Here is a 26781-nt window from a genome sequence, read left to right as displayed (position 1 = left end):
TTATCTAGAATTCTTTTGCCTAATTCTGTCGTGAGATAATTTATAGAACTCGTCTGCGCTAGTCTAGGAAATTATTAATATCAGAAATATCCTTATTAATATAGTAGTAATTGTGTCAGAGGAAGTATAACTCTTATTATTACACTCACAAATTACCACCTATCAATACAATTTGAAAAAGCCTTCAGATATTTATGATGAACGCTGCTCTTTTCTAAAACACATTTTTTTTAACATACTGAATGATAAAAAACTATGAAAACTATGAAGACTCTGAAGGCTGTATTGTAAATTTTGATTAACCTTTAAAAAGGTGTACTGATTGTCTTTTTAATTGCCAAAATTGATTTGAGATATGCAAAAAACAGAGATTCGATTATTAAATTACATTATAAAAAACTGAATCAAAGGATTCGTAAGACTATGATAAAAATTACTGATAGAATCTATATAACCTTCACTCTGTTTATTGCGTTATCTCTTTTTATTTGTGTTGTTGGGTTTTTAATATTTCTAAGGTTTCCAGAAACTCCAATTAGTACCATTGAAAACAGCCAATTGATGAGCTGCGGTATCATATACCATCATTCCTGCTGAAGGATTCTTAATATTAAGATGCGGACTGGCTACTTTTGGTAGAATCATTGCTTTGTCTGCATCCGTTAACACCAAAATCCCTGGCGTAGTATCTGTTGCTGCATCTTTTCCAATGGCTACTTTTGCATTTGGTAGGTCTGTTTTAGAATCTTGTAATGTTGTATCTACTACACCATTAGTATCAACACTAAGGTCAAACCAAGTTCCGTTTTTAAGATATTTTACTTTCTTGGCATAAGTATCATAAATAATTGTTCCGTTTACAGCTCCCGAAACTGCTGTTTCAGAATCAACCCAAGGCAATATTATCCCTTTGTTATCATTTCCGAATTCTAATGATACGTTTTCGTTTGTTACATTGCTTTTCCCTATGGCTACCTGAGCGTTTATTTGAAAGGAAAAGAAAGCAAACATTATGAAGAATAAATTTTTCATCGTTTTTGAATTTTATTTTAAGATTTTCGAAGTAGCAGATTTTTATACCTGCTACCGAAAACCTATTTTCATTTTTTTTATTAATTAGGACAAGCCTGAGTACCGAAACAATACCACCCGAAAGTAGTTCCATTATCAGTAGTGCTGTATATTTTCAAGCAATTATTGGTGGTATCATAAACCATCATTCCTTCTACAGGGTTTGTAATAATTAAGGTAGTACCATCATCAGCAACAGGTAAATTGCTAGCATTGAATTTCACTCTATTAATAACGAAACCTTTTGTTTTTGCTTCTAAAACCGTCCAAGCGCTTTGTCTTACCATTGGCCAATTATCACTATCTGTACCAGCTCTTCCTAAAGAAGTAATGCCATGTTTTGTAGGATAGATGTTACCATCTGTTGTTGCTGGTTTGTAGCAGGAGGCGTTACATTTAGAATTGACGGCTGCATTTTGAGAATCTCCTACTGTTTGTCCGTTTGATCCTGCAATAAGAGGCACACCGCTAACATCAACACAAGAGCTTCCCGCACAAAGATTTTGGTTTGAAGCTGTAGAGCCAGTGCCTACAGAAAGAGAACCTCCAGTATTTACAAGTTGAGAAGTAGATATATTGTTTCCTCCTTCTATAGCATCTAGACAACCATCATTATCACTGTCTAAATCTAAGTGATCTGGGATGCCATCTCCATCTGTATCTTTAGTGTATGAGCAATACGGTTCATAAAGGCCAAAGACGATACCCAGGTCTGCGCCGTCTGTGGTATTAGTAGGATAATAGGTAGGATTTGTCCAGTCAAGATAAGGCTTTCCTGAACCATCTACAACGGCATCATTTGGTAGAAGTGAATATCCGTAGATTGTATCACCATTATTTACGCCTAATTCAGCAAAAGATAGCATAGAAACCACCATATCTTGTGTGCTTGATCCTGAGGTAATTTCATACTCTGAAGTAGCAGTAGGTTTTCTAAGAAGGGTGTATTGCATGTTACTTATTGTCTTTTTTCTTCTGACGCTTGGAGTTGTTTGTGCTTGCAAAAACCCTGTGGGTTCGTCAGAACTAGAGATTCCTGTAATAATAGAGATTCTTGCGTTTTCCTGTCCGCCTCTTTCATTAACTAGAATATAAGTGTTTTTAGCATCAATAATTTTTACTCCATTCTTCCATAGAATATCAAGTCTCTCAATGTTTGAACCGTTTTGCCCTGATGCATTTTGAAAAGTATTATCCATTCCTGCATTCAAATATCCTTTTTCAAATAATTCTTCCATATTTGTAGGGTGAGATATTAGGATATTGTTACCACCACTTGCTAAAGATTCAGCATAAATTACTTCATAAGCACGAGATCCTTCAAATGTTAAACTATTTCTTCGAACAGCAAAAGTAGAAGTAGGCTCAGCGACGCGAGTCATTTTTGATCCATCTACAAAAGTCATATCAGTTAGTCTTTTACCATTACCTTCACCATAATTAATGGCATTCACGGTACTTTTGGTTTGTGTTATATTTGTAATACCAACACTGCTAACTTCTAAATTTATTCCCGTAAATGCACAGCCAGCTTCATCTCTATCTAAAATACCATCGTTGTCATCATCTAGGTCAATATCATCAGGGATGCCATCTCCATCCGAATCAATGGGCATAGAAGTGGTAGGGCAATTAATTACAGGAGCAGTAGCGTTGTAAGTAATTTTTTCTAATTGTATATCATCAATATAATAATCATTTCCAGAAGTAGAAGAGTAGGTATTATATATTTCTACCGATATATCATGGCTACTACATCCTGATGGCATAGTGAAATCATAACTTAGTTGTGCCCAATCTGTGGATGCACTGTAAATTACAGTTCCTGTACTTTCTCCTAGTAAAACACCTGTAGTAATATCTTTAATTCTAATAATTGCGTGCGAACTTGGATTTACAATATAATACCAAAAAGAAACTCTATAAGTAGAGTTATTTGTTAGCCCTGCTACGCTTCTTTTATAGATGGGTACATTGGATAAAGTACCTGCGTTAATAGCAAGTACATTACCATGGGTGTCTCCTGATGTATGATCGTAAACGATAGATTTTGATGTGTTTGCGGAATTTCCTTCTGTTTGAGTCCAGCTGTACCAATCATTTTGATTTACACCATACCATATTAATTCTGGAGCTACTACGGCGTAATACCCATTTTCTAAATCATTAGCTCCATACACATTGTTTGCATCAGCAAGAGTTGCTTTGGAATATGCAAATTGATAGGCGTTACTTGCAGAGCCAGTAGTCATGTAAGGGGAGGTTTTTCTAAGTTCTACTGTTGTAAGGTCAGTAGTTCCTACGGGTATTGTTGTTGCTCCAAAGTCATCTTTAAAAACCACTTGTGCATTCAGAATTTCTGCAAAAAGCAGAAAGGCTATAAATATTTTTTTCATGTGTTGTGTTTATAAATTGGTTGAGATTTTATGTTGCTAAAATTATTTTTTATTGTTTATGAAAATATTTGGATGGTTAGGTAATGATTGAAAAATAGCAAGGATAAAATGTATGACACAAAAGTTTGAAAGGAATAATACTAAACCTACTGTATAGAAAATTCCTTTCTTCAGTGTGTTTTTTTTCATCATTTGGATTTCATTTACAAAAAGAATAAATCTCCTTATATGAACAAAAAAAAGCACCACTCAATTACTACTCTTTTTTTTACTTTTATTTGGTAGTCAGTTGTTTATGGATAAATAAAAAAGACCGCCTGTTGAGGTAGTCTTTTTTGTTTTTTTATAAATGAAATACAATTAAGAAGTTTCGTCTATATATTTTCTAAGCCATACGGTGAGATCTTCAGTTGAATTTAAGTTAATTTTTTTTCTTAAATTGTATCTGTTGTTTTCAATAGTTCTTATAGCTTTAAATGTATATTCTGCAATTTCTTTATTGGAGAAGCCTAGATAAATGTATGCACATAAAGTAAGTTCAGAAGTTTTTAAATTAGGGTTAATTTTTAATAATTTTTGAACAAAATAAGGATGTATTTCTTGAAATCGCCCCCAAAAATGTGGAGAATTTTCTTTAGCTAATTCATTTAATTCTGAGAATGTGTCGGTTACTTTTTGTTGTAATTCTTCTATTTCTTTTTCTCTTTCTATTATAATTCCTCTCTTTCTTTTTCTAACGATTCGTATCCTTAATATAAGCACAATAAGTAAGATGCAAAAAGCTAGGGTTATGATTGTAATTTTATTGTAGCTTTCTTTCTTTTCTATATTCTTTTTTACAACGATTCTATTTAATTCATTTCGTATAATTTTATTGTATTCTTTTTGGTCTATTTTTCGCCTATCTTCTGCTCTTTTCAAATAATAAATTTCATTGTTACTATTTCCTATTTTTTTATAAGTATCGGCAATTTTTGTGTCAATATTTGCATGATTTTGTCCAAATTTAATCTTGTTATCTACTGCTTTTAAATAAAAATTAATAGCTTTTTTATAATCATTTGTTTGATAATAGTAGTCTCCATATATTTCGTTAAAAAGAGCCATATAGTCTATTTTCTCTAGTACAGCTTGATTATATGCTTTAACAATAAAAGGATAAGCCAGATGTGGATTTTTTTGTTCTAAGTATATCCAGCTTTTATAAAAATATATAAACGCTTTATTTTTATAGATTTTTTTAGTAGAAAGATATTTATTTATAGGTATTTTTTCAATTATTGAAATTGATTTGTCTGAATATATATTTGCCAATTTATAATCTTGAAGTTCAGTATAATAATCTGCAAAATAGGTATAGATATTAGAAGTTAAAATTTGTGATTCTATGTCTTTTTTTGATTTAAGTAGCGTTAAGGCTTTTCGTAAATTATTAAACTGTTGTTCAAACAAAGACATTCTACTATAATACGAAGCTTGTAGAGTATAATAGTTAGCTTTTAATAAGTTGTCATTTTTTAAGGCTTTTTCTTGAAGTCCTTTTTCTATGTATTGCGAAGCTTTTTCAAATTGTCTGAAGAAAACCAGAGATTTTGCTGCATAGTAATAAACTCTTACCTTGTTATTAGAATTGTTTTCTTTTTTTGCAATAATGAGTGCTTCTTCTGCATATTGCAAAGATTTTTTATAATCTACATTTATATAGTTGTCAGATAAATTTAGCAAGCTATCTGTTTTGGTTATTTGTTTCTCCTGTTGCGAAAAACAAATATTATGAAGAAATGTGAATAAAAAAAGGAGGAGAAATTTTTGTATCATTGAGCTAAAGGTTATTTTATTAGAGAAATTTTCTAAAGTTATAAGTCTGTAGCAAATTTTGAACCATCATTCAAAGGAACAAAAATATAAAAAAAATAAATAACAGAATTGTTATACATATTCTTTATTCAGATTTCAATTTCTTAAAAAGAGTAAATTAAGTAATTGAGAAATTGTTTTTTTTGATTTTGCACCTAATTAAAGTTTGTCTAAAAGCATTAATTTCATTCAATATTCATTCGTTGTGCATTATGAATTAAGTGAGATAAAAGTTGTTTGTTTGATTGAAAATTAGCAAATTGAATTAATTACAAAACATTTACAATGAACAACATAGACGCAAATTACAAAAGAAACCTAACGAAGTGGTTCGACGGAGTCAATTTTGGAAGTATTACGAAAAATATCAAATGAAAATTTATTGTCTTATCAAAGACGAGCGACAAAATTAAAAGATTTGGAGCTAATAAGGCTTGCCTTAACAGCTGAATTTAAGGGTGTTGATAGTGAAAACCATCTTTTTAGGCAAATTCCCAAAACAATATAATGCAAGATAAAACGAAGTGTTTATAATCGTCGTAAACGTAGATTGACAAATTTATTAAAACTTTTAGCAATTTGAAATATCAGAATATTTAGAATTTTTTTTCCTTATTTTTGAGGCATGAATATTAATGTAAGACCCATTCAAAAATCAGATAACGCTGCATTAGCCATTATAATTAGAAATTGTTTTCACGATTTTGGTGTGAAAAATACCCAAGGAACAGTTTATACAGACTCTACAACTGATAATTTGTATCAACTTTTTCAGACGCCAAAGTCTTATCTTTGGGTTGCCGAGTTAGAAAACGAATTGGTAGGTTGTTGTGGCATTTTTCCTACAGAAAATTTACCCGAAAATTGTACAGAATTGGTGAAATTTTACATTTCTAATAAAGGAAGAGGAAAAGGAGTTGGCAGAAAATTACTAGCAGAAACCATAGAAAAGGCAAAAGAATTTGGTTATTCTCAGATATATTTAGAAAGCATTCCTGAGTTTTCTACAGCAGTTTCCATCTACGAAAAACAAGGTTTTCGACATTTAGAAAAACCTTTGGGAAATTCTGGTCATGATGGTTGTGATATCTGGATGCTGAAAGAAATGTGATGTTTCTAAATAAGGATAGATATTTTTTGTGTAAAAACATCTACAAATGCTTATTTAGGTAAAAACGCACATCAATTATCAATTATCAAACTTCAATTATATTATTTATCCGTATTTTTGCAATTCAAACATCAATTATCATTTATCAATTACAAAAAATGAAGCCAAGTTTAGCGAAAGGAACTAGAGATTTTACAGCGCAGGAAGTATATCGCAGAAAATACATTATCAATACTTTACAAAAGAATTTTGAATTGTTTGGGTTTCAACCTTTGGAAACGCCAAGTTTTGAAAATCTATCTACTTTAACCGGAAAATACGGTGAAGAAGGCGACCGTTTGATTTTTAAAATTCTGAATTCTGGTGATTTTTTAGATAAAATTTCTAAAGAAGAACTATCAACTATCAACTATCAACCGTTAACTAAAAAGATTTCCGAAAAAGCACTTCGTTATGATTTAACTGTTCCATTTGCGCGTTTTGTAGCGATGAATCATGGACAACTTACTTTTCCTTTTAAACGTTACCAAATTCAACCAGTTTGGAGAGCAGATAGACCTCAGAAAGGACGTTTCAGAGAGTTTTATCAGTGTGATGCTGATGTGGTAGGAAGCGAAAGTCTTTGGCAAGAAGTAGAATTGGTGCAACTGTATTTGAAGTCTTTCAAAGAATTGCAAATTCCTGTAAAAATTCACATCAACAATCGTAAAATTCTTTCTGGTTTGGCAGAATTTGCCAATATTTCTGAGCAATTGATAGATTTTACGGTAGCTTTAGATAAACTAGATAAAATTGGAAAAGATGGCGTGATGAAAGAACTTCAAGAGAAAAATATTTCTGATGAAGCTATTGAAAAACTAAGTTTCCTTTTCGATAATAAATCTCAAGCGGAAGTTTTAGAAATTCTAAAAACCAATTTTGCCAATGTAGAAATAGGTAAAAATGGAGTAGAAGAGCTGGAATTTGTTTTAGAAAATTGTAAAAATTTAGGAATTGAAGACGGATTGGTTTTCAATATAACTTTAGCACGTGGTTTAGATTATTATACTGGAGCTATTTTTGAAGTAAAAGCGCAAGGTGTAGAAATGGGTTCTATTGGCGGTGGCGGTAGATATAACAATCTTACGGAAGTTTTTGGTGTGAAAAATATTCCTGGAATTGGAATTTCTTTCGGTTTGGATAGAATTTATCTTGTGATGGAAGAATTGAATCTTTTTCCGCAAAATTCTGAAAGAAAAATAGAATATCTTTTTGCCAATTACGGAGAAAAAGAAGCTTCGGAAGCAATGAAAATTTTAGCAAAACTTCGTGATAAAGGTGTTGCAGCGGAAATTTATCCTGAAAATACGAAGTTGAAGAAACAATTTACGTATGCTGAGAAAAAAGGAATTGAAAATCTAATTTTCCTTGGCGAACAAGAAATTTCGGAAGGTAATATTACCATTAAAAATTTAATTTCGGGAGAACAAAAAACACTTTCACAAGAAAATTTTTTGAGTCTTTAACAATATATTTTTGAGTCAGATTTTTTATAAGTCTGACTCTTTTTTTTTAATCGTTGTGATAAGGTTTTCCTTGCAGAATTTGGTCTGCTCTATAAATTTGTTCTACAAAGAAAAGACGAATCATCTGATGTGTGAAAGTCATTTTAGAAAGAGATAATTTTTCGTTGGCTCTGTTGTATATTTCCTCAGAAAAACCGTAAGCTCCACCTACCAAAAAACAAATTCTTTTAATGGAATTATTCTGCCAATTGTTAAGTTTTTGGGCAAATTCTCGGCTGGTAAATTCTTTTCCTTTTTCGTCTAAAAGTACTACAATATCTGTGTTTTCTATCTGATTGAAAAACAGTTTTGCTTCTTCTTTTTTTAGTAAATCTACGCTTAGATTTCTCGCATTTTTGGCATCGGGAATTTCTGTCATTTCAAAATTCCAATGTTTTGGCATTCTGATGATGTAGTAAGAAATAAGTTCGGCAATTTTCTTGTCGTCTGTTTTTCCTATGCAAAGTAGATTTATTTTCATGTAAAATTTTGTAAGATAAAAATTAACAAAATGGAATAATAGTAATGTTTTTTTTGATTTGATATAAAACCTAAAATAAAAAAATTATGTAAGTTTGTGTATTGCAAATATAAAATAATGCGTTTCAAAACACCTACTTTTATCTTAAAAATTCATCGTTTTCTAGATGCATTGCACATCCCTATTTTAGGGATTTCTCTCTGGAAAATGTTCGAAATCTACGGTGAAGGTATTTTCAGGAATAAGATTCTGAGGCAAGCAGCAGCCATTTCTTGGAGTTTTTTTCTTAGTTTGTTTCCTTTTATTCTCTTTTTGCTTTCCGTTTTGCCTTATTTGCCACATTATGATAAGCTTCAATTTTATATTTTTGATGTAATGATGCATAAGGTTTTTCCGGCGCACATGCAGTCAGATGTTTCTAATTATATTCAAAACAATATTATCCCAAATATGAAGAGTATTAGCAATTTTTCTATTGTTTTTGCTCTTATTTTCGCAACAAATGGTACTTTTTCTTTAATTAACGGATTTAATGAACATACTGAAGAAAAGAAAAGCGATGTGAAAGAATACATTACTTCTTTTTTTATTACTATTGGTTTTATCAGCATTATTTTTCTTTCATTATTGGGAATTTATTATTCTGAAGTGGTGTTGAAACTTTTCACGCCAGAGTATGACATTAGTTGGCTCGTAGAAAATCTTACCAAAATTATTGGATTTATCTCTTTTCCATTGTTTTATTTTTTTCTTTTAGCCCTTTTTTATTGGATTGGAACCGCCAGAATTACCAGATTTAGATATGCAATTCCGGGTGCCGTTTTTTCTACAGTTTTATTTATTATCACTACTTATTTTTTCGCTTTTTATGTAAGCAAAATTGCCAAATATAACGTTTTGTATGGTTCTATTGGTTCTATAATACTATTGATGATTTGGGTTAATTTTAATGTAGTTCTTTTGCTTTTAGGGAACGAATTAAATCTTGCTATCAGAAAATTGAGAATAGAAAAACTCTTGGCAGACGAGCTGAAAAAAGAAATTGAAGAATATCATCCTGATGTTTTGTAAAGTTTCTGACAATCAATAAAGTGTTTTATTTTTAATGATTCTCAATACTAAAAAATTGATTAAATTTTTCCTTGTTTTTTTGTGAAAATTTATTTTTAAATTATTGTTCCTTTTTATTTTCTTGATTTTCTTTTTGTTAATTGATAAATGTTGTTTTCATGAAATTTATCATGCTCATTTAGTCTAAAATAGTTTCTATTATCTTTTATTTTTGTGAAAATATCATTGGATATTTTTCATCAGTAATGATGCGGAATTTTCATTTCTTATTCTAGAATTTACCTTAAAAAACATCTTAATCATGATTCAAACAGTAATAAAAAGGGACGGGCGTATCGTAGGTTTTAATGAAGATAAAATAATGGCGGCTATTAGAAAAGCAATGCTTCATACGGATAAAGGAGAAGATGCCGCTCTTATAAAAAGAATTACCGATTTTATTACTTGTAAAGGAAGTTCGCAAATGTCTGTAGAAGAAATTCAGGACATGGTAGAAATGGAATTGATGAAAAGTACCAGAAAAGAAGTTGCTAAAAAATATATTGCTTACAGAGATCAAAGAAGCATTGCCAGAAAGGCAAAAACTAAAGATATTTTTCTAGAAATCATTGAAACCAAAGCTAATGAAGTTACTCGCGAAAATGCCAACATGAATGCAGACACGCCTGCGGGAATGATGATGAAATTTGCCAGCGAAACTACAAAACCTTTCGTAGATGATTATTTGATAAACGAAGAAATAAAAGATGCCGTAAGAAATAATTACATTCATATTCACGATAAAGATTATTATCCTACTAAAAGTTTAACTTGTGTGCAGCATCCGTTAGATAAAATTCTAAAAAACGGATTTCTTGCTGGTCACGGCGAATCTAGACCTGCCAAAAGAATAGAAACCGCTTCTATGCTGGCTTGCATATCTTTAGAAACTGCTCAAAACGAAATGCACGGTGGACAGGCAATCCCTGCTTTCGATTTTTATTTAGCGCCTTACGTTAGAAAAAGTTTCATCGAAGAAATTAAAGAAATAGAAAACCTAAGTGGAGAAGATTACACGCATCTCTATCATGCTGAAATTAAAGATTTTGTACATCAAGATTTGTCTCCTCTCAAAGGCGAGGAAAGAGTTTTGCAACACGCCATCAATATGACAGTTCGCCGTGTACATCAATCTATGGAAGCTTTTATACATAACATGAATACCATTCATTCCAGAGGTGGCAATCAGGTAGTTTTCAGCTCTGTAAATTATGGTACAGATACTTCAGCAGAAGGAAGATGTGTCATAAGAGAGCTTCTTACATCTACTTACGAAGGCGTTGGTAACGGTGGAACTGCTATTTTCCCAATTCAAATTTGGAAGAAAAAAAGAGGTGTAAATTACCATCCTGATGATGCTAATTACGATTTGTATCAATATGCGTGTAAAGTAAGTGCTAAAAGATTTTTTCCGAATTTTTTGAATTTGGATGCACCTTTTAATCAACATGAAAAATGGAATGCAAAAGACCCGGAAAGATTTCAGTATGAAGTAGCAACAATGGGCTGCCGAACTCGTGTTTTTGAAAATAGAAATGGAGAAAAAACTTCTGTGGGACGAGGTAATTTGTCTTTTTCTACCATTAATTTGGTAAGAATTGCTATTGAATTAATGCAAAATGAAGATAAAAATGTGAGAATTGAAAAATATTTTGAAAAATTGAATCATGTTTTAGACCTTACAGCAGAACAATTGAAAAACAGGTTCGATTTTCAAAAAACTGCCGAAGCAAAACAATTTCCTTTGTTGATGTCGGTTTTATGGAACAATAGCGAAAGTTTACAAACCAACGATAGCATTGAAAAAGTGATAAAACAAGGTACTTTAGGAGTTGGTTTTATTGGTTTGGCAGAAGCTTTGGTCGCTTTAACAGGAAAACACCACGGCGAAAGTGAAGAATCTCAAGAATTAGGATTAAAAATTATTACTTACATTCGAGATAAAGTAACTGGTTTTGCAGAAGAAACTGGGCTTAATTTTAGTGTTTTGGCAACTCCGGCGGAAGGACTTTCGGGGAAATTTACCAAAAAAGACAAAAAAGATTTTGGCGAAATTGCTGGCGTTACAGACAAAGAGTATTACACCAATTCTAATCACGTTCCGGTTTATTACAAATGCAGCGCTCATCACAAAGCAAAAGTGGAAGCTCCTTACCATAATTTAACAAGAGGCGGACATATTTTTTATGTAGAAATAGATGGAGATGCAACACACAATCCTGAATCTATTATGAATGTGGTGGATCTAATGGATAGATTAGCAATGGGATATGTTTCAGTAAATCACAATAGAAACAGATGTATGGATTGTGGTTTTGAAAACGCCGAAGAACATCTAGAAAAATGCCCTTCTTGTGGCAGCGAAGATATTGATTGCTTGCAAAGAATTACAGGATATTTAGTAGGAACTACCAACCGTTGGAACGGCTCAAAATTAGCAGAATTAAAAGACCGTGTTGTTCACCAATAAAATATCTGTTCTCAAAATTGTAGAAGATACTACGGTTGATGGACCAGGTTTCAGAACGTCTATTTATGCTGCAGGTTGCGAACATGGCTGCAAAGGTTGTCATAACCCAGAATCTTGGGATATTTCTAACGGAAAATGGATGGATATTGATGAAATTTTGAAAATTATTGAACGTAATTTTCTTGCTCAGGTTTCTTTTTCTGGAGGAGACCCACTTTTTCAGCCTGAAGCTTTTACAGAATTAGCCCGAAGAATAAAATCAGAAACCCAAAAAAATATTTGGTGTTACACGGGTTTTACGTTTCAAAAAATACTCAGAAATCCCATATTATCAGCTATTCTTCCTTATATTGATGTTTTGGTAGATGGACAATTTATCGAGAAAAAGAAAGTTGCTAATCTGCCATTTGTTGGAAGCAGCAACCAAAGAATTATTAATGTTAAGGAATCTTTGAAAACAAATAAAATGGTAGAATGGAAAAATCCTTTTCTTTTTTGAAGAATAAAGACCAAATTTAATTTCTATATTTGCCCTTCGAAATAGTTCTTTAATATACTTCATCAAACGGAAAAGGTTTTACTTAACGTAGATTAATAGGGAATCGTGTGCAAATCACGAGCTGTCGCGCAACTGTAAGTAACGCAAAAAGATTTTTGTCAATTTATAGGTCCACTGTTTTTTATAAATGGGAAGGACGATGAAAATTGTTACAAGTCAGGAGACCTGCCTTTTTTGATTGGACAATGCTTTCGCGGTATGAAGCTTTCGGTCTTACAGATGATGCATCACACTTTTTTCTTAGGGAAATTGTGTCTTTTTGGTGTGTCATTATTTTTCCAGAAAATCTTTATCGTGTAACATTGCGAAGCATCTAAAGAGCTTTTAAAATTATTGTTTAATTATTTAAAAGTTTTTAAGAAAATGCAAACGCACCTTCTAGGCTATCCGCGTATTGGTAGCAACAGAGAACTCAAAAAAGCCTGCGAGCAATATTGGACGGGCAAAATTGTTTTAGACGAACTTCTAAAAACAGGAAAAGAAATTTGTAAACAGAATTGGAATATTCAAAAAGAAGCAGGAATAGATTTAATTCCTTGCAACGATTTTTCTTTTTACGACCAAGTTTTAGATTTATCTCTTACACTTGGAGCAATTCCTAAAAGGTATAATCCTATTGCAGAAGATACTACAAAATCTGAATTGGATTTGTATTTTGCAATGGCAAGAGGCTATCAAAAAGAGGGTCTAGACATTACCGCCATGGAAATGACGAAATGGTTCGATACCAATTATCATTACATAGTGCCAGAGTTTTATAAAAATCAAGTCTTCAAGCTTAATTCTTCTAAAATTTTTAATGAATTTGAAGAAGCAAAAAATTCTGGGATTAATGCGAAACCAGTTATCATTGGTTTGGTAACGTATTTGTTATTAGGAAAAGAAAAAGAAGAAGGTTTTGATAAATTAGATTTAGCAAATGCTTTGTTGCCTGTTTATTTTGAAATTTTAGAAAAACTTCAAGAACAAGGAGCAGAATATATTCAGTTTGATGAGCCTTTTTTAGCTTTAGATTTGTCTGAAAAAGCAAAAGAAACGTATCAATTTGTTTATAAGCAAATTAAAGAAAAGTTTCCAAAGCTTAAATTTATTTTGACTACCTATTTTGAAGGATTGAAAGACAATTTAGCTTTAGCAACTCAGCTTTCTGTGGATGTTTTACACGTTGATTTGGTGAGAAATCCAGAACAATTAGATGAGGTTTTAAATGTGATTCCAGAGCGTCTTAGTATTTCTTTAGGAGTTGTAGATGGTAGAAATATTTGGAAAAATAATTATGAAAAATCACTGGAATTTATTCAAAAAGCAAAAGAAAAAATAGGTTCTGAAAGAGTTTTTATTGCTCCTTCTTGTTCACTTTTGCACACGCCTTGTGATTTGGATAATGAAACTCAACTCCATTCTGAAATTAAAAATTGGTTGGCTTTTGCAAAACAAAAAGTGAATGAAGTAAACGCTTTAAAAGAATTATCAGAAGATAATCCAGAGGAAAAATTTTTGAATGATTTTGAAGAAAATAAAAAAGCGGTAGAAAGCAGAAATAATTCTTCTCTCATTCATAATCAACAAGTAAAACAGAGAGTTTCTGCAATTACAGAAAAAGATTCTCAAAGAAAAAACACTTTCGGAATTCGTAAAAATGCTCAACAAAATATACTGAATTTGCCTCTTTTTCCAACTACCACTATTGGTTCTTTTCCTCAAACGAAAGAAGTGAGAACTTGGCGAGCAAAATTCAAAAAAGGAGAATTATCTGCTCAAGAATATGATACTTTGCTTAAAAAAGAAACCGAAAGAACTATTCGTTGGCAAGAAGAAATAGGAATAGATGTTTTGGTTCATGGCGAATTTGAACGTAATGACATGGTAGAGTATTTTGGCGAACAATTAGAAGGTTTTGTTTTTACAAAAAATGGTTGGGTGCAAAGTTACGGAAGCCGTTGTGTGAAGCCTCCAATTATTTTTGGTGATGTTTTCAGACCTAATCCTATGACGGTTTATTGGTCTCAATATGCACAATCTTTAACAGAAAAATGGGTGAAAGGAATGCTTACAGGTCCTGTTACTATTCTGCAATGGTCTTTTGTAAGAGATGACCAATCTCGTTCTACAACATGTAAACAAATTGCTCTTGCCATAAGAGATGAAGTGAATGATTTAGAAAAAGCGGGAATTAGAATTATCCAAATAGACGAACCTGCCATTAGAGAAGGTTTGCCTCTTAGAAAATCTGACTGGCAAAATTATCTAAATTGGGCAGTAGAAAGTTTTAGAATTTCGGCAAGTGGAGTAGAAGATGCTACACAAATTCATACGCACATGTGTTATTCTGAATTTAATGATATTATTCAAAATATTGCTGATATGGATGCTGATGTTATCACGATAGAATGCTCTCGCTCTCAAATGGAGTTGCTAAATGCTTTTGGAGATTTTAAATATCCAAACGAAATAGGACCCGGAGTTTATGATATTCATTCGCCAAGAGTTCCTTCTAAGGCAGAAATGGTAGATTTATTGTTGAAAGCTGAAAAGGTAATTCCGGCGCATCAATTGTGGGTAAATCCAGATTGTGGCTTGAAAACTAGACATTGGGAAGAAACCGAAAAAGCTTTAAAAGAAATGGTGGAGGCAGCAAAAGAAGCTTCTGCTCTTTTTGTTTCTCAAGATAAATTACAAAATCATTGGTTGTAAAATAATCTAAAAATCTAGAAAATAGCCCAAAGTATTAAAAATAATATTTTGGGCTTTTTTATAAAAAAAATCATAAAAAAAGCTTCAATAGACAATTGCCTATTGAAGCTTAACACAAACACAAATGATGAAAATACTTTAGAATTTGTAATCAATTCCTAAAGTGAAAGCTCTTGGTTTGGTTTTGTAACCTGCCACATCTACATAACTGGTATTAAATAAATTACTGACATTAGCAAATGCTTCTATGTTTTTTCCAAACTTTTGATTAATATTAATATTGAATAAATTAAACGCATCTAAGTCAACATTTTTTGTAGAAAAAGTGCTGCTGTCGTAATATGCATCACTTCTTTTAGCAACATATTGATACGAAAAATTAATTCTGTTATTTTTGAAAGGTAATACTTCTAAATAAGCGTTAGCTCTTTGTTTTGGGGCTCTAAGAGTAGTTGCAACATTGCTTTTTTCGGCAAAACTGAAATTGCCTCCAAAGTTGAAAATTTCGTTTATTTTATATTTTAAACCAAATTCTAAACCTCTTATGTTGTTTCTATTTACATTGAAAAATCTACCAGCATAAGTAACGAAATCTACGGTTTCGTAAGCAAAAACATCTTTTTCTTCTCTTAAAAATGCTGTTGCGTTTACCACCAAACTTTGATCTGGTTTACCAACGCTTAAATCAATTTCATAAGAAGTATTGGTTTCTGGTTTCAAATCAAAATTAGACAATGTATAAGGTAAAGAACCATAAGATTGATACAATGTAGGAGCAATATATGCTGAAGCTACAGAGAATCCTAATTTATAGTAAACGTTATCTAAAGTTTTAAGGTAATAAGGATTAACGCTGTAAATGAAATGATTATTGTATTTAGAATGATAATTCCATCTTCCGCCTAAATCCAAATGAAAATCTGATAGTTGCAAATTAGCATTAAGATAAGTATCAAAAGTAGAGACTCTGGTGTTATCAAAACCTTGTACATCTTCCATAGAAGTTCCTCCCCAAGGTAAATTTTTTGAACCTAAATTCTGAACTTCGTATTGAATACCTCCAACAAAACTGATGTTTTCTGAAATTTTGTATTGATTGTATAATTCAGTAAAAATATTTCTTCCTTTATACTTTCTTACATCTTGATAAGATTTTCCAGAAAGGTCTTGTGTTAATCTATCATTGGAAGATAATCTGCTGTTGAAAACCAAACTACCATTTTTATATTGGTAATTAGCGTTTAGTCCACCAAAAATTTGCTCGTCGTTATTTCTGTAAGTTCCGTCAGAAAAAGCGTCATTGTCATAATCATAAAAATGATGTTGATAACCACCATTGAAATTAAGATTTATTTTTCCTAATTGTACACCAATAATAGTATTGATATTTTGTTTTTCGTAGCCATCTTTGTCAAAAGAATCTGGTCCTTCAGCCGAAGAAATACCGTCAGATTTTTCGTTAGACGCACTTACTTGATAAGTGAATTTGTCAATTTTTCCGTTAACTATACCATTTTGAGAAAAAGTTCCGAAGCTACCAATTCTAGCTCCAATTCTTCCTTCAATTGTTTTTTGAGAAATTTTCTTAGTTTTGATATTTATAACCGAAACCGTAGCATTAGACCCGTATAAAACAGAAGAAGCTCCACTTAAAATTTCTATACTTTCGATGTTTTCAGAAGCAAAAAGTCTAAGGTCTGCAGCGTTATAATCGTTTCCTGTAACATCTTTGAACGGAACGCCATCTATTAAAATGAGTACATTAGCCATTTTACCACCTCTTATTCTCATGGTTTTTGGCTCACTATTGTTGTTGAAATTTCCGGTAATCTGAAACCCTGAAACTTGTTCTAAAACTTCGCTTAAGTTTTGTCCTTTGTACTTTTCTAAATCTTTAGAACTAATAAGTTGTACGTTTTTTCCGGTTTTGTACAGTTGTTGAGTAGTTTTTGCAGCAATAGTAATTTCAGGGATTTCTCCTTCTTTTTCTTGTGCATTTACTTGCGATACGCCCGCCACAAGGATTAAACTTGCAAACACGAGGTTTTTCTTCATTTTTTAATTTTTTAGTTAAACGTTCTAAAAAATCAATCATTTGAGAGAAAAATGTAAATAGGAATATAAGAATTCATGTTATTATAAATGAATTCTAATAGATTTCCTTACTTTTCCTCCGAAAGTATTGATTTTATGGATTGTTTTTGGCAGGTCTCCTGACTTTCACTTTCTCTGCGCCTTCTCATTTAGTTAAACAATGGCTCTGTTTTGCAGAAAAATTTTAAACTTTGAACTTTTAAATTCCTTTGTTAAAGTGATTTACAGTTGCGGGGACAGTTCTGGATTTTCACCAAATTCCCTTAACCAAAAGCAATGCAAATATAATTCTTAATTTATGATTTAAGAAAATATTTTTAATAAATTATAGTTTTAGCCTTTTTTGTGGCTGATTTATAGTTTTTTATAAAAAACTTGCGTCAAATGAAAACGGAAGTAAATCTTTTACCGAATTGCATTTGAAAACACTTCCTTCTAAGCCAGAAAAATAAATTTCTATAGCTTGTTCTTGTTTGGTTTCATACTCAAACATGCTTTGTCTGCACGCTCCACAAGGTGGTGTTGCTGTGCTGAAAGTTGCTAATCTGGAAGGTCCTCCTATCACAAATAATTTTTTGATTTTAAGGTGAGGATAATTTGCTCCTATGTGAAAAATTGTTACTCTTTCTGCGCAAAGACCAGAAGGATAAGCTGCGTTTTCTTGATTGTTTCCTGTGATAATTTCGCCATTTTCTAGAAGTGCTGCACATCCTACATTGAAATGAGAGTACGGAGCGTAAGCATTTTCTCTGGCTTTTTTAGACGCATCAAAGAGTTGTCTTTCGATTTCTGATAAGTCCTTAAATTCTATCTGAGTAAACTTAATTCTTAATTCTTTTTCCATTTTAAAAAATCGGAGAGTAAAGATACAAATTTTTTCTAAATCTAGTGTTGATAATCAATTTTTGCATTAATCGTGTTCTAGAGAATGAGTTTTTTTCGAAATTAGTTTCAATAAAAAATATCCTAAAAAACCCGAAATTGCTGAAGCTACCAAAATTGCAAATTTAGCTTCATCTTGAATTTCTGTATTTCCTTTGTATGATAATAATGCAATAAAAATGGACATGGTAAAGCCAATTCCTGCTAATAAACCAGCTCCCAGCATCTGAGACCACTGGCTGTTATTCGGTAAATCGCTTAGTTTTAATTTTATAGCAATAAATGAAAATAAATTAATGCCAATAACTTTTCCTAAAACTAAACCAAGAATAATTCCGTAACCAAAATTGGTAAATAAACCATCAACCATTCCGCTATGAAATTTTATGTTAGTATTAGCTAAAGCAAATAATGGCATAATGAAATAGTTAACTGGTGTATGAAGAAGTTCTTCTAATTTTTCTAATGGAGAAATCTTGGTTTTGCTTTCGTTTGTAGGAATGGTGAAAGCCAATAAAACCCCAGCAATTGTAGCATGAATGCCAGAATGGTGCATAAAATACCAAAGAAATATTCCTGGAATTAAATAAAAAATATGTTTTTTAACTTTTAGAAAATTCAAAAGCATTAAAACTAACATTACCAAGCCAGATAGCAATAGATAAGTGGTTTCTAGTTTTTCGGTGTAGAAAATGGCGATTACTACAATCGCTCCCAAATCATCTACAATTGCCAAAGCGGTAAGAAATATTTTTACAGAAACAGGAACTCTCTTTCCAAGCATTGAGATTATGGCTAGAGAGAATGCAATGTCTGTTGCCATAGGGATTCCCCAGCCGTTTTCGTATTTTGAACCTTGGTTGAAAAAATAAAAAATTAATGCCGGAACCAACATTCCGCCTAATGCAGCGAATATAGGAAGTGTTGCGTTTTTGAAACTAGATAATTCACCTTCTAATATTTCACGTTTAATCTCTAAACCAACTAATAAGAAAAAAACAGTCATTAATCCGTCATTAATCCAAAGGCTGATGCTGTAACTTCCTAATTTGTAATTTAGAACATCTTGAAAACCTTCTCCTAGCGAAGAATTGGCTATCATTAATGATAAAATAACACATATAATGAGAAGATTTCCGGATGATTGCGCAATTTGAAAAAATTTCTTAAAATAGTCTGTAATAATCATTATGTTCTTTTTACTGTGGTTACACTGAAAACACCTTTCAATTGTTTTAGTGTTTCTTCTAATTGATTTTTGTTTTTAACTTCCAGAGTAATTGTGCCTAAGAAAATACCGTTGTGACTTTCGATAGAGATGCTTCTCATGTCAATATTCATGGCATTACTAATCACTTCTGTAATATCATTTACCAAACCTTTTCTATCGATTCCTTCAATTTCAATTTTCACTCTGCTGCTATATCTTTGTTCGTTTACCCATTTTGCAGGCATTACTCTGTAATCGTAATTTGCTCTAAGGTTTATCGCATTCGGGCAATTGTCGTTATGAACTTTTATTCCGTCAGAAATAGTGATAAAACCAAAAATTTTGTCTCCCGGAATTACGGTGCAACATTTTGCGAAACTGTAATTGAGTTTTTCTTCGTCTTTTCCAAATACAATTAAATCTAAATCTGTAGTTGGCGTTTCTTCGAAAGCGGTAGGAGTAGATTTTCTAAATTTTTGTAAAAATGATTTGATAGCACTCTTAGAATCTACATATTTTTTGAGGTCTGTAGTATCGTAAGTTCCATCGTAAAATTTCAAAAATAAATCTTGAGACGTTTTTAAGTTAAAATACCTTTGAACGTTGTTTACTTCTTCTTCGGTGAAATTAATTTTTGCGTGTCTCAGTTTTCTTTGGAAAATCTCTTTTCCTTCTGCAACTTGGTTGTTTTTTTCTGAATTTAAAGCCGCTTTTATTCTAGATTTTGCTTTAGAAGTAATCACAATATCTAGCCAGTCTTGTTTTGGTTTTTGGTTTTGAGAAGAAAGAATATCTATTTGGTCTCCGTTTTGTAAAACGTAAGAAATAGGAACTAATTTACCATTCACTTTTGCTCCAAGACATTTCATGCCAAGATCCGAATGCACCGAAAAAGCAAAGTCTAAAGCAGTAGAGCCAACAGGTAGAATTTTAATTTCACCTTTTGGAGTAAATACAAAAACTTCTTTTGAGTAAAGATTGAGTTTAATATTGTCTAAAAGTTCTGTTGTAGAGAGGTTTTGCTGTTGTTCTATAACTTCTCTAATCTGTGTAACCCACTGTTCAAAATTTCTATCGTCGCTATTTTGTTTAAAACCTTCTTTGTATTTGTAGTGTGCTGCAACGCCTTTTTCGGCAATTTCGTCCATTCTTTCAGAGCGAATTTGCACTTCAATCCATTTTTTGTCTGGTCCAAGAACGGTTAAGTGTAAGCTTTCATAACCTGTAGAACGAGGATTGGTAATCCAATCTCGCATTCTCTGCGGATTGCTGTGGTATAAATCTGTTACGATGGAATAAATTTTCCAAGCGATAAATTTTTCGTTTCTTGCATCAGATTTATAAATAATTCTTATTGCATAATTGTCAAAAACTTCTTCAAAAGGAACATTCTGTTTTAGCATTTTCCTATAAATTGAAGAAATAGCTTTTGCTCTTCCTTTGATGGTAAAGTTGAGTTTTTCTTCTTTTAATTGCTCAGAAACTTCCTTTTTAAATTCTTCAACATATTTTTCCCTTTGGTCTTTTGCTACAGCTAATTTATTGGCAATGTCATAATAAACATCAGGATTATTGTATTTTAAAGAAAGGTCTTCTAATTCTGATTTTATGTTGTAAAGTCCTAAACGGTGAGCCAGTGGAGCGTAAATGTAAATGGTTTCCGAAGCAATTTTTTTCTGCTTATCCGGAGCCATACTTTCCAGAGTTCTCATGTTGTGAAGACGGTCTGCAATTTTAATCAAAATTACTCTGAAATCTTCGGAAAGCGTTAGTAAAAGTTTTCTATAATTTTCAGATTGAACGGAAATGTTTTGATGGTTCATTACCGAAATTTTGGTAAGTCCGTTTACGATATCCGCAATTTTTTTACCGAAAATCTTTTTTAAATCTTCATAAGTATAATCAGAATCTTCTATCACGTCATGCAACAAAGCACAGGCAATAGAAGTGGTTCCTAAGCCTATTTCGTTGGCAACAATTTTGGCTACTTCTATCGGGTGATAGATGTAAGGTTCGCCTGTTTTTCTACGTTGGTCTTTGTGCGCATCCAGAGCAATATCGAAAGCTTTTCTTATTGTTTTATTTTGCTCTTCGTCTAATGTTCTGTATGTATTGGCAATAAGGTCTCTGTAGCGTTGCTGTATTTCTTTATTTTCTTTTTCTAAATCATATACCATCTTCAGAAGTGATTTTAACTTAACGAATATACAAAAAAAAGACGAAAAAAGAAACCGAAATCATCTTAATAATAAAAACCCGAAACATCGTCTCGGGTTTTTATGGAAAAAATTAATTTGATATGAAAAAATTTTGATATGAATTTTATTTACTTACGCCTCCAACTTCAGAAGAAATGCCTGTGTGCATGTCTGAACTTGAGGTTTTTGCTTGTGGCATTGCATAGATTAAACTTTTTGCTTTCAAGGCAACTACTTTTTTCAAATAATCTAAGTCTGCTGCTTTTTCAAAGTCTAATTCTTCTAATGTGTAGATGTTTACAACGCTATTTTCTTTAAAAACTTTTTTCGCGTTTTCTAAATCTTCTGTATTATTAACTGCCACACTTACAATAAGAGAATCTACTGCTACTGCTTCTTCATCTATCTCTTCTGTGAAAAACTTGCTCCAAAAAGACTTCGGAGAATGTTTTTTCTCTTCTAGATAAATAATGTAATTTTCATTTTTGAAACCATTGTTTTCTAAACCTGCAGAAACTGCTTTTGAATACTCTTGGCTTGGAAAAAGCCCTACAATTGTGTATGCCATGACTTTTAATTTTTAATGTTTTTACTCTGCAAATATACATGTATTTTTCTTAAATATTTGTTAATGTTTTTATTTTTATTGAAAAATTGATAAAAATCAGAGTTTTTTTTGATTATTTCATAATTGTAAATATCTCTTTAAATGACATTATTAAATACTATTTGTTTTATTAGAATAAGACGAAGATATTTTTATTTATCTTTGATGTAAATAATAGTTTTTTTAACTGAAATTCTTCAAAATGAAAACTCGCTTTTTTTTATTTTTTTTTAGTGTTTTTCAATCATTTTTTGCTCAAAAAACAATTCAAGAACAATTAGATGTAAAAGTAAATCAACTTTTAGCCTCAGAGCCAATGTATTCTGGTAGTTTATCTTTTTATGTTTCTGATGAAAATGGTAACAAAATCTACGAATATCAAGCTAACAAAGGTCTTTCTACGGCTTCTACCATGAAAATTTTTACTGCAGCTGCAGCTTTAGAAACTTTAGGAAAAGATTATCAATATAAAACTAAAATTGCTTTTGATGGTAATTTATATGTAACTTCAAATGGAGATCCTACACTCGGAAATGATAGATTTGAAGGTTATAAAGCCGATAATTTCAAACAAAAAGTAATAGAAACGCTCAAACAAAATAAAATTTCTAAAATCTCCGGAGATTTAATTATTGATGATACGTGTTTTGATTTTCAGAAAATCCCTGGCGGTTGGCCTTGGAACGATATGGGAAATTATTACGGAGCAGGAGTTTGGGGCGTAAATTGGCGAGAAAACGTTTTTGAAATTTATACTTTTGGGAAAGAAATTAAAAGTTTTTCAAATATTAATGACGTAAAATGGGTAAATGAACTTAGAACGGAAGGCAATTCTGATAAAAGTATCATTTATACTGCGCCTTATTCTGATGTGGCTCACATCAACGGAAGTTTGCCGGCAAAAGAGATGAAAGTTTCTGGCGCAATGCCGAATCCACCAAAACAATTGGCAATAGAATTGGCAGAAGAATTGAAAAAACAGAATATTGATTTTAAAGGGAAAATTATCATCAATTCTGAAAAAATTATCAATGGTGAAAAACCAGTAGTTTTTCCTGAAAATAAAGTAATTTTAGAATACAAATCGCCTACTTTAGATAAAATTGTATATTGGTTTTTAAAGAAAAGCATCAATCTTTTTGGTGAAACTTTTATCAAAACAATAGCAAAAGAAAAAACAGAAAATCCTAGTTTCGAAAGCGGAGTGAAATACCTGAAAAACTTTTGGAAAGACAAAGGAATTGACCAAAGAATGATTAATTTTGTTGACGGAAGCGGACTTTCGCCACAGAGTTATGCTTCTTCCAAAGCGGAAGTTCAAGCGTTACTTTGGGCGAAAAAACAACCTTGGTTTGATGCGTATTATGATGGTTTTCCGGTAATGGCAAATGGCATGAAAATGAAAAGTGGCAGCATAAAAGACAGCCGAGCTTTTGCTGGTTTTCATACTTCTGCAACAGGTAAAAATTATGTTTTTTCAATCATTATGAACAATTATCAGGCAAACGACCTTAGCAATGCTTTGTATAATGTTTTGAATGTTTTAAAATGATAGAAAGTTGGGAATTTAAAAAAAAAAAAATAAATCCAAAATCGTAAAAATATAAGTTGTTTTGAGAAAAAATCTTCTTTCAAAAGTTAATAATTGGTTTGTTTTTTCGCTCCTTACCATCATTGTAATTGGTTTGGCGGTTTCTTCTAATTTTCTAATCAATCATCTTAGAGAAAAAGAATCTGAAAGGATAAAATCTCTTGCTACCGCAATGAAATACTTGCAAGATAATGATGATTTTGACTCTCGATTGAACGAACTTTCGTTGTACGTAATTAACGAAAACGAAAATATTCCGATTATCGTTACAGACAAACAAAGGAATTTAATTCAAAGTAAAAATATCTCGGAAAAAATTCTGAAAAATCCTGAAAAACTGAAGCGAAAAATCAATGAAATGGAAGACAAATATCCTCCGTTTGAAATTCAGTTGCCCAATTTTAACAATCAGTTTGTGTTTTATGACAATTCCGATTTGCTAAATTATCTTAGATATTATCCTTACGGTTTGGGCTTGTTTATTGGGGCTTATTTGTTGTTTTCTTTTTGGTTTTTGAGAACCATAAAAAAATCTGATGAATCTATGCTTTGGGCAGGTTTGGCAAAGGAAACGGCGCATCAAATTGGTACACCTCTGTCTTCCATGATTGGTTGGATTGAAGTGATGAAATTGGATAAAAGCAGAATTGATGATGGTTTGGTAGAAATAAATAAAGACATTAATCGTTTGAAAACTATCTCTGAGCGTTTCTCAAAAATTGGCTCTGTGCCAGAATTGAATGATTTGAATTTGAAAGAAACTGTTCAATTAAATTTTGATTATTTGAAGTCTAGAATTTCCAAAAAAGTGGTTTTTGATTTGAGAATTTCTAAAGCTGAAATTTTAATTCCTCACAATAGAATTTTGATGAGTTGGGTGATTGAAAATTTGGTTAAAAACGCCGTAGATGCAATGAAAGGCGAAGGAAATCTATCTATAAATCTCTATCAAAAAAACAAAAATATTTTGATTGATGTAAAAGATTCTGGCTCTGGGATGACGATTGCTCAAATTAGAAATGCTTTTAAACCAGGCTATTCTACCAAAAAACGAGGTTGGGGTTTAGGTTTGTCTTTGGCAAAAAGAGTAATTAACGATTTTCACAATGGGGATATTAAAATTGCAGAATCAGAAGTAGGAAAGGGAACTACTTTTAGAGTTGTGTTAAAATCTTAAAATTAAATAAAAAGTTCGGCTCCGTAGGAGCCGAACTTTTTTGATTTTTAATAATATTTACATTATATTTTCTGATATTTTACGTAATAATTTTCATCAAATTTTACTTCAGAACTGTCTTTTAAAGTAGTCGTTTTCCAATCTTTAGATGGCGAAATGGTTTCTGTTCCGTTAATTCTAATAGGTAAATCAAAACCATCAATAGTATTTGTCCATCTGTATTTGAAGGTGTTTCCGTCTTGAGAATATTCTAAAGTAGGAATTTGAGTTGTTCTAAGATATTGGTCGAAAACTTTAGAAAAATTAATTCCAGATTTTGCAGAAATATAATCTTCAATTTGTTTTGTAGTTACCGTTTGATGATAGAAATCTTTATTCAATCCTCTTAAAATTTGTCTAAATTTTTCGTCGTTGTTGATAACCGTTCTAATGGTATGAATCATGTTTCCACCTTTTGGGTACATGTCTCCACTTCCTTCGTTTCTTACGCCGTATTTCCCAATAATTGGAATGTCGTTTTTGATGCCTCTTCTTGTTCCAATTACATATTTTTGAGCTTTTTCTTTTCCAAGCAAACTCTCTGTATAAAGCGTTTCTGAGTAATTAGTAAAACTTTCGTGAATCCACATGTCAGCTTGGTCTTTAGCCGTAATATTGTTGGCAAACCATTCGTGACCACTTTCGTGGATGATAATAAAATCCCATTCCAAGCCAATTCCTGTTCCTGATAAATCTCTACCAAGATAACCGTTTAAATAATGATTTCCGTAAGCAACGTTAGATTGATGTTCCATCCCAAGATGCGGAGTTTCTACCAATTTGTAACCGTCTTCGTAAAATGGATAAGGACCAAACCAATATTCAAAAGATTTTAGCATTGATTTAGCTTGTTGAAACTGAACTTTTGCTTTTCCTAGATTATAATCTAAAACATAATAATCGCAATCTAATTTCCCTTTTTCTCCGTTATAAATTTCAGAAAAATGAGCAAATTTTCCAATTACTGGTGCTAAACTATAAAGGTTGATAGGATTTTTTACTTCCCAAGTCCACTCTCTTTTATTGTCTGTATCACCTACAAGAATATGATCACCAATTAATTTACCATTTCCAACACCAGTTAAATCAGTAGGTGTAATAATTTTCATAATGATTCCATCTTCTGGTTCGTCATTCCAAATGTCTTTTGATGGCAACCAAAGGCTGGTTCCGTCTCCTTCCTGAGCCACTGTAATCCAAGGATTTCCTTGTTCGTCTTCTACAAAAACCCAACCGCCTTCCCAAGGAGCGTGTTTTGCAATTCTAGGATTTCCAGAATAATCAATATCAAAAGTGTATTTTTCTCCTTTTTTGAATTTCTTTTTCGCTGTTACAAAGATGAAATCTCCATCTCTTTTGAAACCATCTACCGTTGGGAAATTGGCGGTAAGTTTTTCTACTTTCATAGGTTCTTGTAAGTCTATTTGAAAAGTAGGATTGCTAATGTCTTTAGTAATGGTGAATTCAATTTTGTTGCTTCCTTTCAAAGATTTGTCTTGGAAATTAGGTTCTACAGAAAGTTTGTATTTTTTTACATCCCAAAAATTTCTGTAAGCGGTGTCTGAACCTTTAAGGGTATCAGTTTTGGTATATGTTTGCCCAAAAGCAAAAGAACTGATAAACCCAAATAATAAAATGGCTTTCTTCATATCGATTTATTTCAAAATAATTTTCGATAAAATTAAGAAAA

The 26781-nt window shown here is 31.7% G+C and carries 18 protein-coding genes and 2 riboswitches; of the genes, 8 read left to right on the top strand and 10 right to left on the bottom strand.

The genetic code is table 11. The features are described from left to right. Positions 1-513 precede the first annotated feature (513 nt). The 3 genes from QM746_RS12095 to QM746_RS12085 all read right to left on the bottom strand — a co-directional run bounded on the left by QM746_RS12095 (position 514) and on the right by QM746_RS12085 (position 5285). Entirely contained in the window at positions 514-1032 is a 519-nt protein-coding gene (locus tag QM746_RS12095; protein WP_414984465.1) for a hypothetical protein, read from the bottom strand. A gap of 80 nt (positions 1033-1112) precedes the next feature. Continuing rightward, positions 1113-3467 (bottom strand): carbohydrate binding domain-containing protein, encoded by a 2355-nt coding sequence (locus QM746_RS12090; protein ID WP_414984464.1) that lies wholly within the window; start codon positions 3465-3467, stop codon positions 1113-1115. Positions 3468-3827: 360 nt separating this feature from the next. Beyond that, on the bottom strand, positions 3828-5285 hold the full coding sequence (locus QM746_RS12085; RefSeq protein ID WP_414984463.1) for a tetratricopeptide repeat protein: 1458 nt from the start codon (positions 5283-5285) through the stop codon (positions 3828-3830). Positions 5286-5949: 664 nt separating this feature from the next. Here QM746_RS12085 and QM746_RS12080 point away from each other — a divergent pair. Both QM746_RS12080 and hisS read left to right on the top strand, forming a co-directional pair. Continuing rightward, the gene (locus tag QM746_RS12080) at positions 5950-6435 is read left to right on the top strand and encodes a GNAT family N-acetyltransferase (protein ID WP_414984462.1); all 486 of its coding nucleotides are present in this window, start codon (positions 5950-5952) and stop codon (positions 6433-6435) included. 158 nt (positions 6436-6593) lie between these two features. After that, positions 6594-7940, top strand: coding sequence for a histidine--tRNA ligase (hisS, locus tag QM746_RS12075; protein ID WP_414984461.1), 1347 nt, complete (start codon positions 6594-6596; stop codon positions 7938-7940). 46 nt (positions 7941-7986) lie between these two features. Here hisS and rlmH read toward each other — a convergent pair whose 3' ends face one another. Then, positions 7987-8460 (bottom strand): 23S rRNA (pseudouridine(1915)-N(3))-methyltransferase RlmH, encoded by a 474-nt coding sequence (gene rlmH / locus QM746_RS12070; RefSeq protein ID WP_414984460.1) that lies wholly within the window; start codon positions 8458-8460, stop codon positions 7987-7989. Between the two features lie 117 nt (positions 8461-8577). Between rlmH and QM746_RS12065 the strand changes: the two genes are divergently transcribed. From QM746_RS12065 to metE, 4 genes are all read left to right on the top strand, one after another. Beyond that, positions 8578-9531 (top strand): YihY/virulence factor BrkB family protein, encoded by a 954-nt coding sequence (locus QM746_RS12065; protein ID WP_414984459.1) that lies wholly within the window; start codon positions 8578-8580, stop codon positions 9529-9531. Between the two features lie 301 nt (positions 9532-9832). Then, the gene (locus QM746_RS12060; RefSeq protein WP_414984458.1) at positions 9833-12040 is read left to right on the top strand and encodes an anaerobic ribonucleoside triphosphate reductase; all 2208 of its coding nucleotides are present in this window, start codon (positions 9833-9835) and stop codon (positions 12038-12040) included. Beyond that, positions 12027-12539 (top strand): anaerobic ribonucleoside-triphosphate reductase activating protein, encoded by a 513-nt coding sequence (gene nrdG / locus QM746_RS12055; RefSeq protein ID WP_414984457.1) that lies wholly within the window; start codon positions 12027-12029, stop codon positions 12537-12539. Before QM746_RS12060 ends, nrdG begins: the two co-directional genes overlap by 14 nt. Before the next feature lie 56 nt (positions 12540-12595). Then, a riboswitch (cobalamin riboswitch) is annotated at positions 12596-12787 on the top strand. Positions 12788-12962: 175 nt separating this feature from the next. Further along, the gene (gene metE / locus QM746_RS12050) at positions 12963-15293 is read left to right on the top strand and encodes a 5-methyltetrahydropteroyltriglutamate--homocysteine S-methyltransferase (protein WP_414984456.1); all 2331 of its coding nucleotides are present in this window, start codon (positions 12963-12965) and stop codon (positions 15291-15293) included. Positions 15294-15431: 138 nt separating this feature from the next. On the opposite strand, the gene QM746_RS12045 is transcribed toward metE, so the two are convergent. The 5 genes from QM746_RS12045 to QM746_RS12025 all read right to left on the bottom strand — a co-directional run bounded on the left by QM746_RS12045 (position 15432) and on the right by QM746_RS12025 (position 22245). After that, positions 15432-17348, bottom strand: a complete 1917-nt coding sequence (locus QM746_RS12045; protein ID WP_414984455.1) for a TonB-dependent receptor plug domain-containing protein — start codon at positions 17346-17348, stop codon at positions 15432-15434. A 130-nt stretch (positions 17349-17478) separates the two neighbouring features. Further along, positions 17479-17674: riboswitch (cobalamin riboswitch) on the bottom strand. A 77-nt stretch (positions 17675-17751) separates the two neighbouring features. Continuing rightward, the gene (cdd, locus tag QM746_RS12040; protein ID WP_374361441.1) at positions 17752-18231 is read right to left on the bottom strand and encodes a cytidine deaminase; all 480 of its coding nucleotides are present in this window, start codon (positions 18229-18231) and stop codon (positions 17752-17754) included. Between the two features lie 66 nt (positions 18232-18297). Then, the gene (gene nhaA / locus QM746_RS12035; protein WP_414984454.1) at positions 18298-19458 is read right to left on the bottom strand and encodes a Na+/H+ antiporter NhaA; all 1161 of its coding nucleotides are present in this window, start codon (positions 19456-19458) and stop codon (positions 18298-18300) included. Next, positions 19458-21656: a RelA/SpoT family protein gene (locus QM746_RS12030; protein WP_414984453.1), complete on the bottom strand. Its 2199-nt coding sequence runs from the start codon at positions 21654-21656 to the stop codon at positions 19458-19460. Before QM746_RS12030 ends, nhaA begins: the two co-directional genes overlap by 1 nt. 145 nt (positions 21657-21801) lie before the next feature. Next, positions 21802-22245 carry a hypothetical protein gene (locus tag QM746_RS12025; RefSeq protein ID WP_414984452.1) on the bottom strand — a complete coding sequence of 148 codons (444 nt, stop codon included), beginning with the start codon at positions 22243-22245 and terminating at the stop codon, positions 21802-21804. Between the two features lie 241 nt (positions 22246-22486). Between QM746_RS12025 and dacB the strand changes: the two genes are divergently transcribed. After that, the gene (gene dacB / locus QM746_RS12020) at positions 22487-23836 is read left to right on the top strand and encodes a D-alanyl-D-alanine carboxypeptidase/D-alanyl-D-alanine-endopeptidase (protein ID WP_414984451.1); all 1350 of its coding nucleotides are present in this window, start codon (positions 22487-22489) and stop codon (positions 23834-23836) included. A gap of 61 nt (positions 23837-23897) precedes the next feature. Beyond that, on the top strand, positions 23898-25052 hold the full coding sequence (locus QM746_RS12015; RefSeq protein ID WP_414984450.1) for a sensor histidine kinase: 1155 nt from the start codon (positions 23898-23900) through the stop codon (positions 25050-25052). Between the two features lie 62 nt (positions 25053-25114). On the opposite strand, the gene QM746_RS12010 is transcribed toward QM746_RS12015, so the two are convergent. Then, positions 25115-26740: a M1 family metallopeptidase gene (locus tag QM746_RS12010; protein ID WP_414984449.1), complete on the bottom strand. Its 1626-nt coding sequence runs from the start codon at positions 26738-26740 to the stop codon at positions 25115-25117. Positions 26741-26781 lie beyond the last annotated feature (41 nt).

Source organism: Cloacibacterium sp. (assembly GCF_047601505.1).
Taxonomy (GTDB): domain Bacteria; phylum Bacteroidota; class Bacteroidia; order Flavobacteriales; family Weeksellaceae; genus Cloacibacterium.
This window is presented reverse-complemented; position numbering and strand designations above follow the sequence as displayed.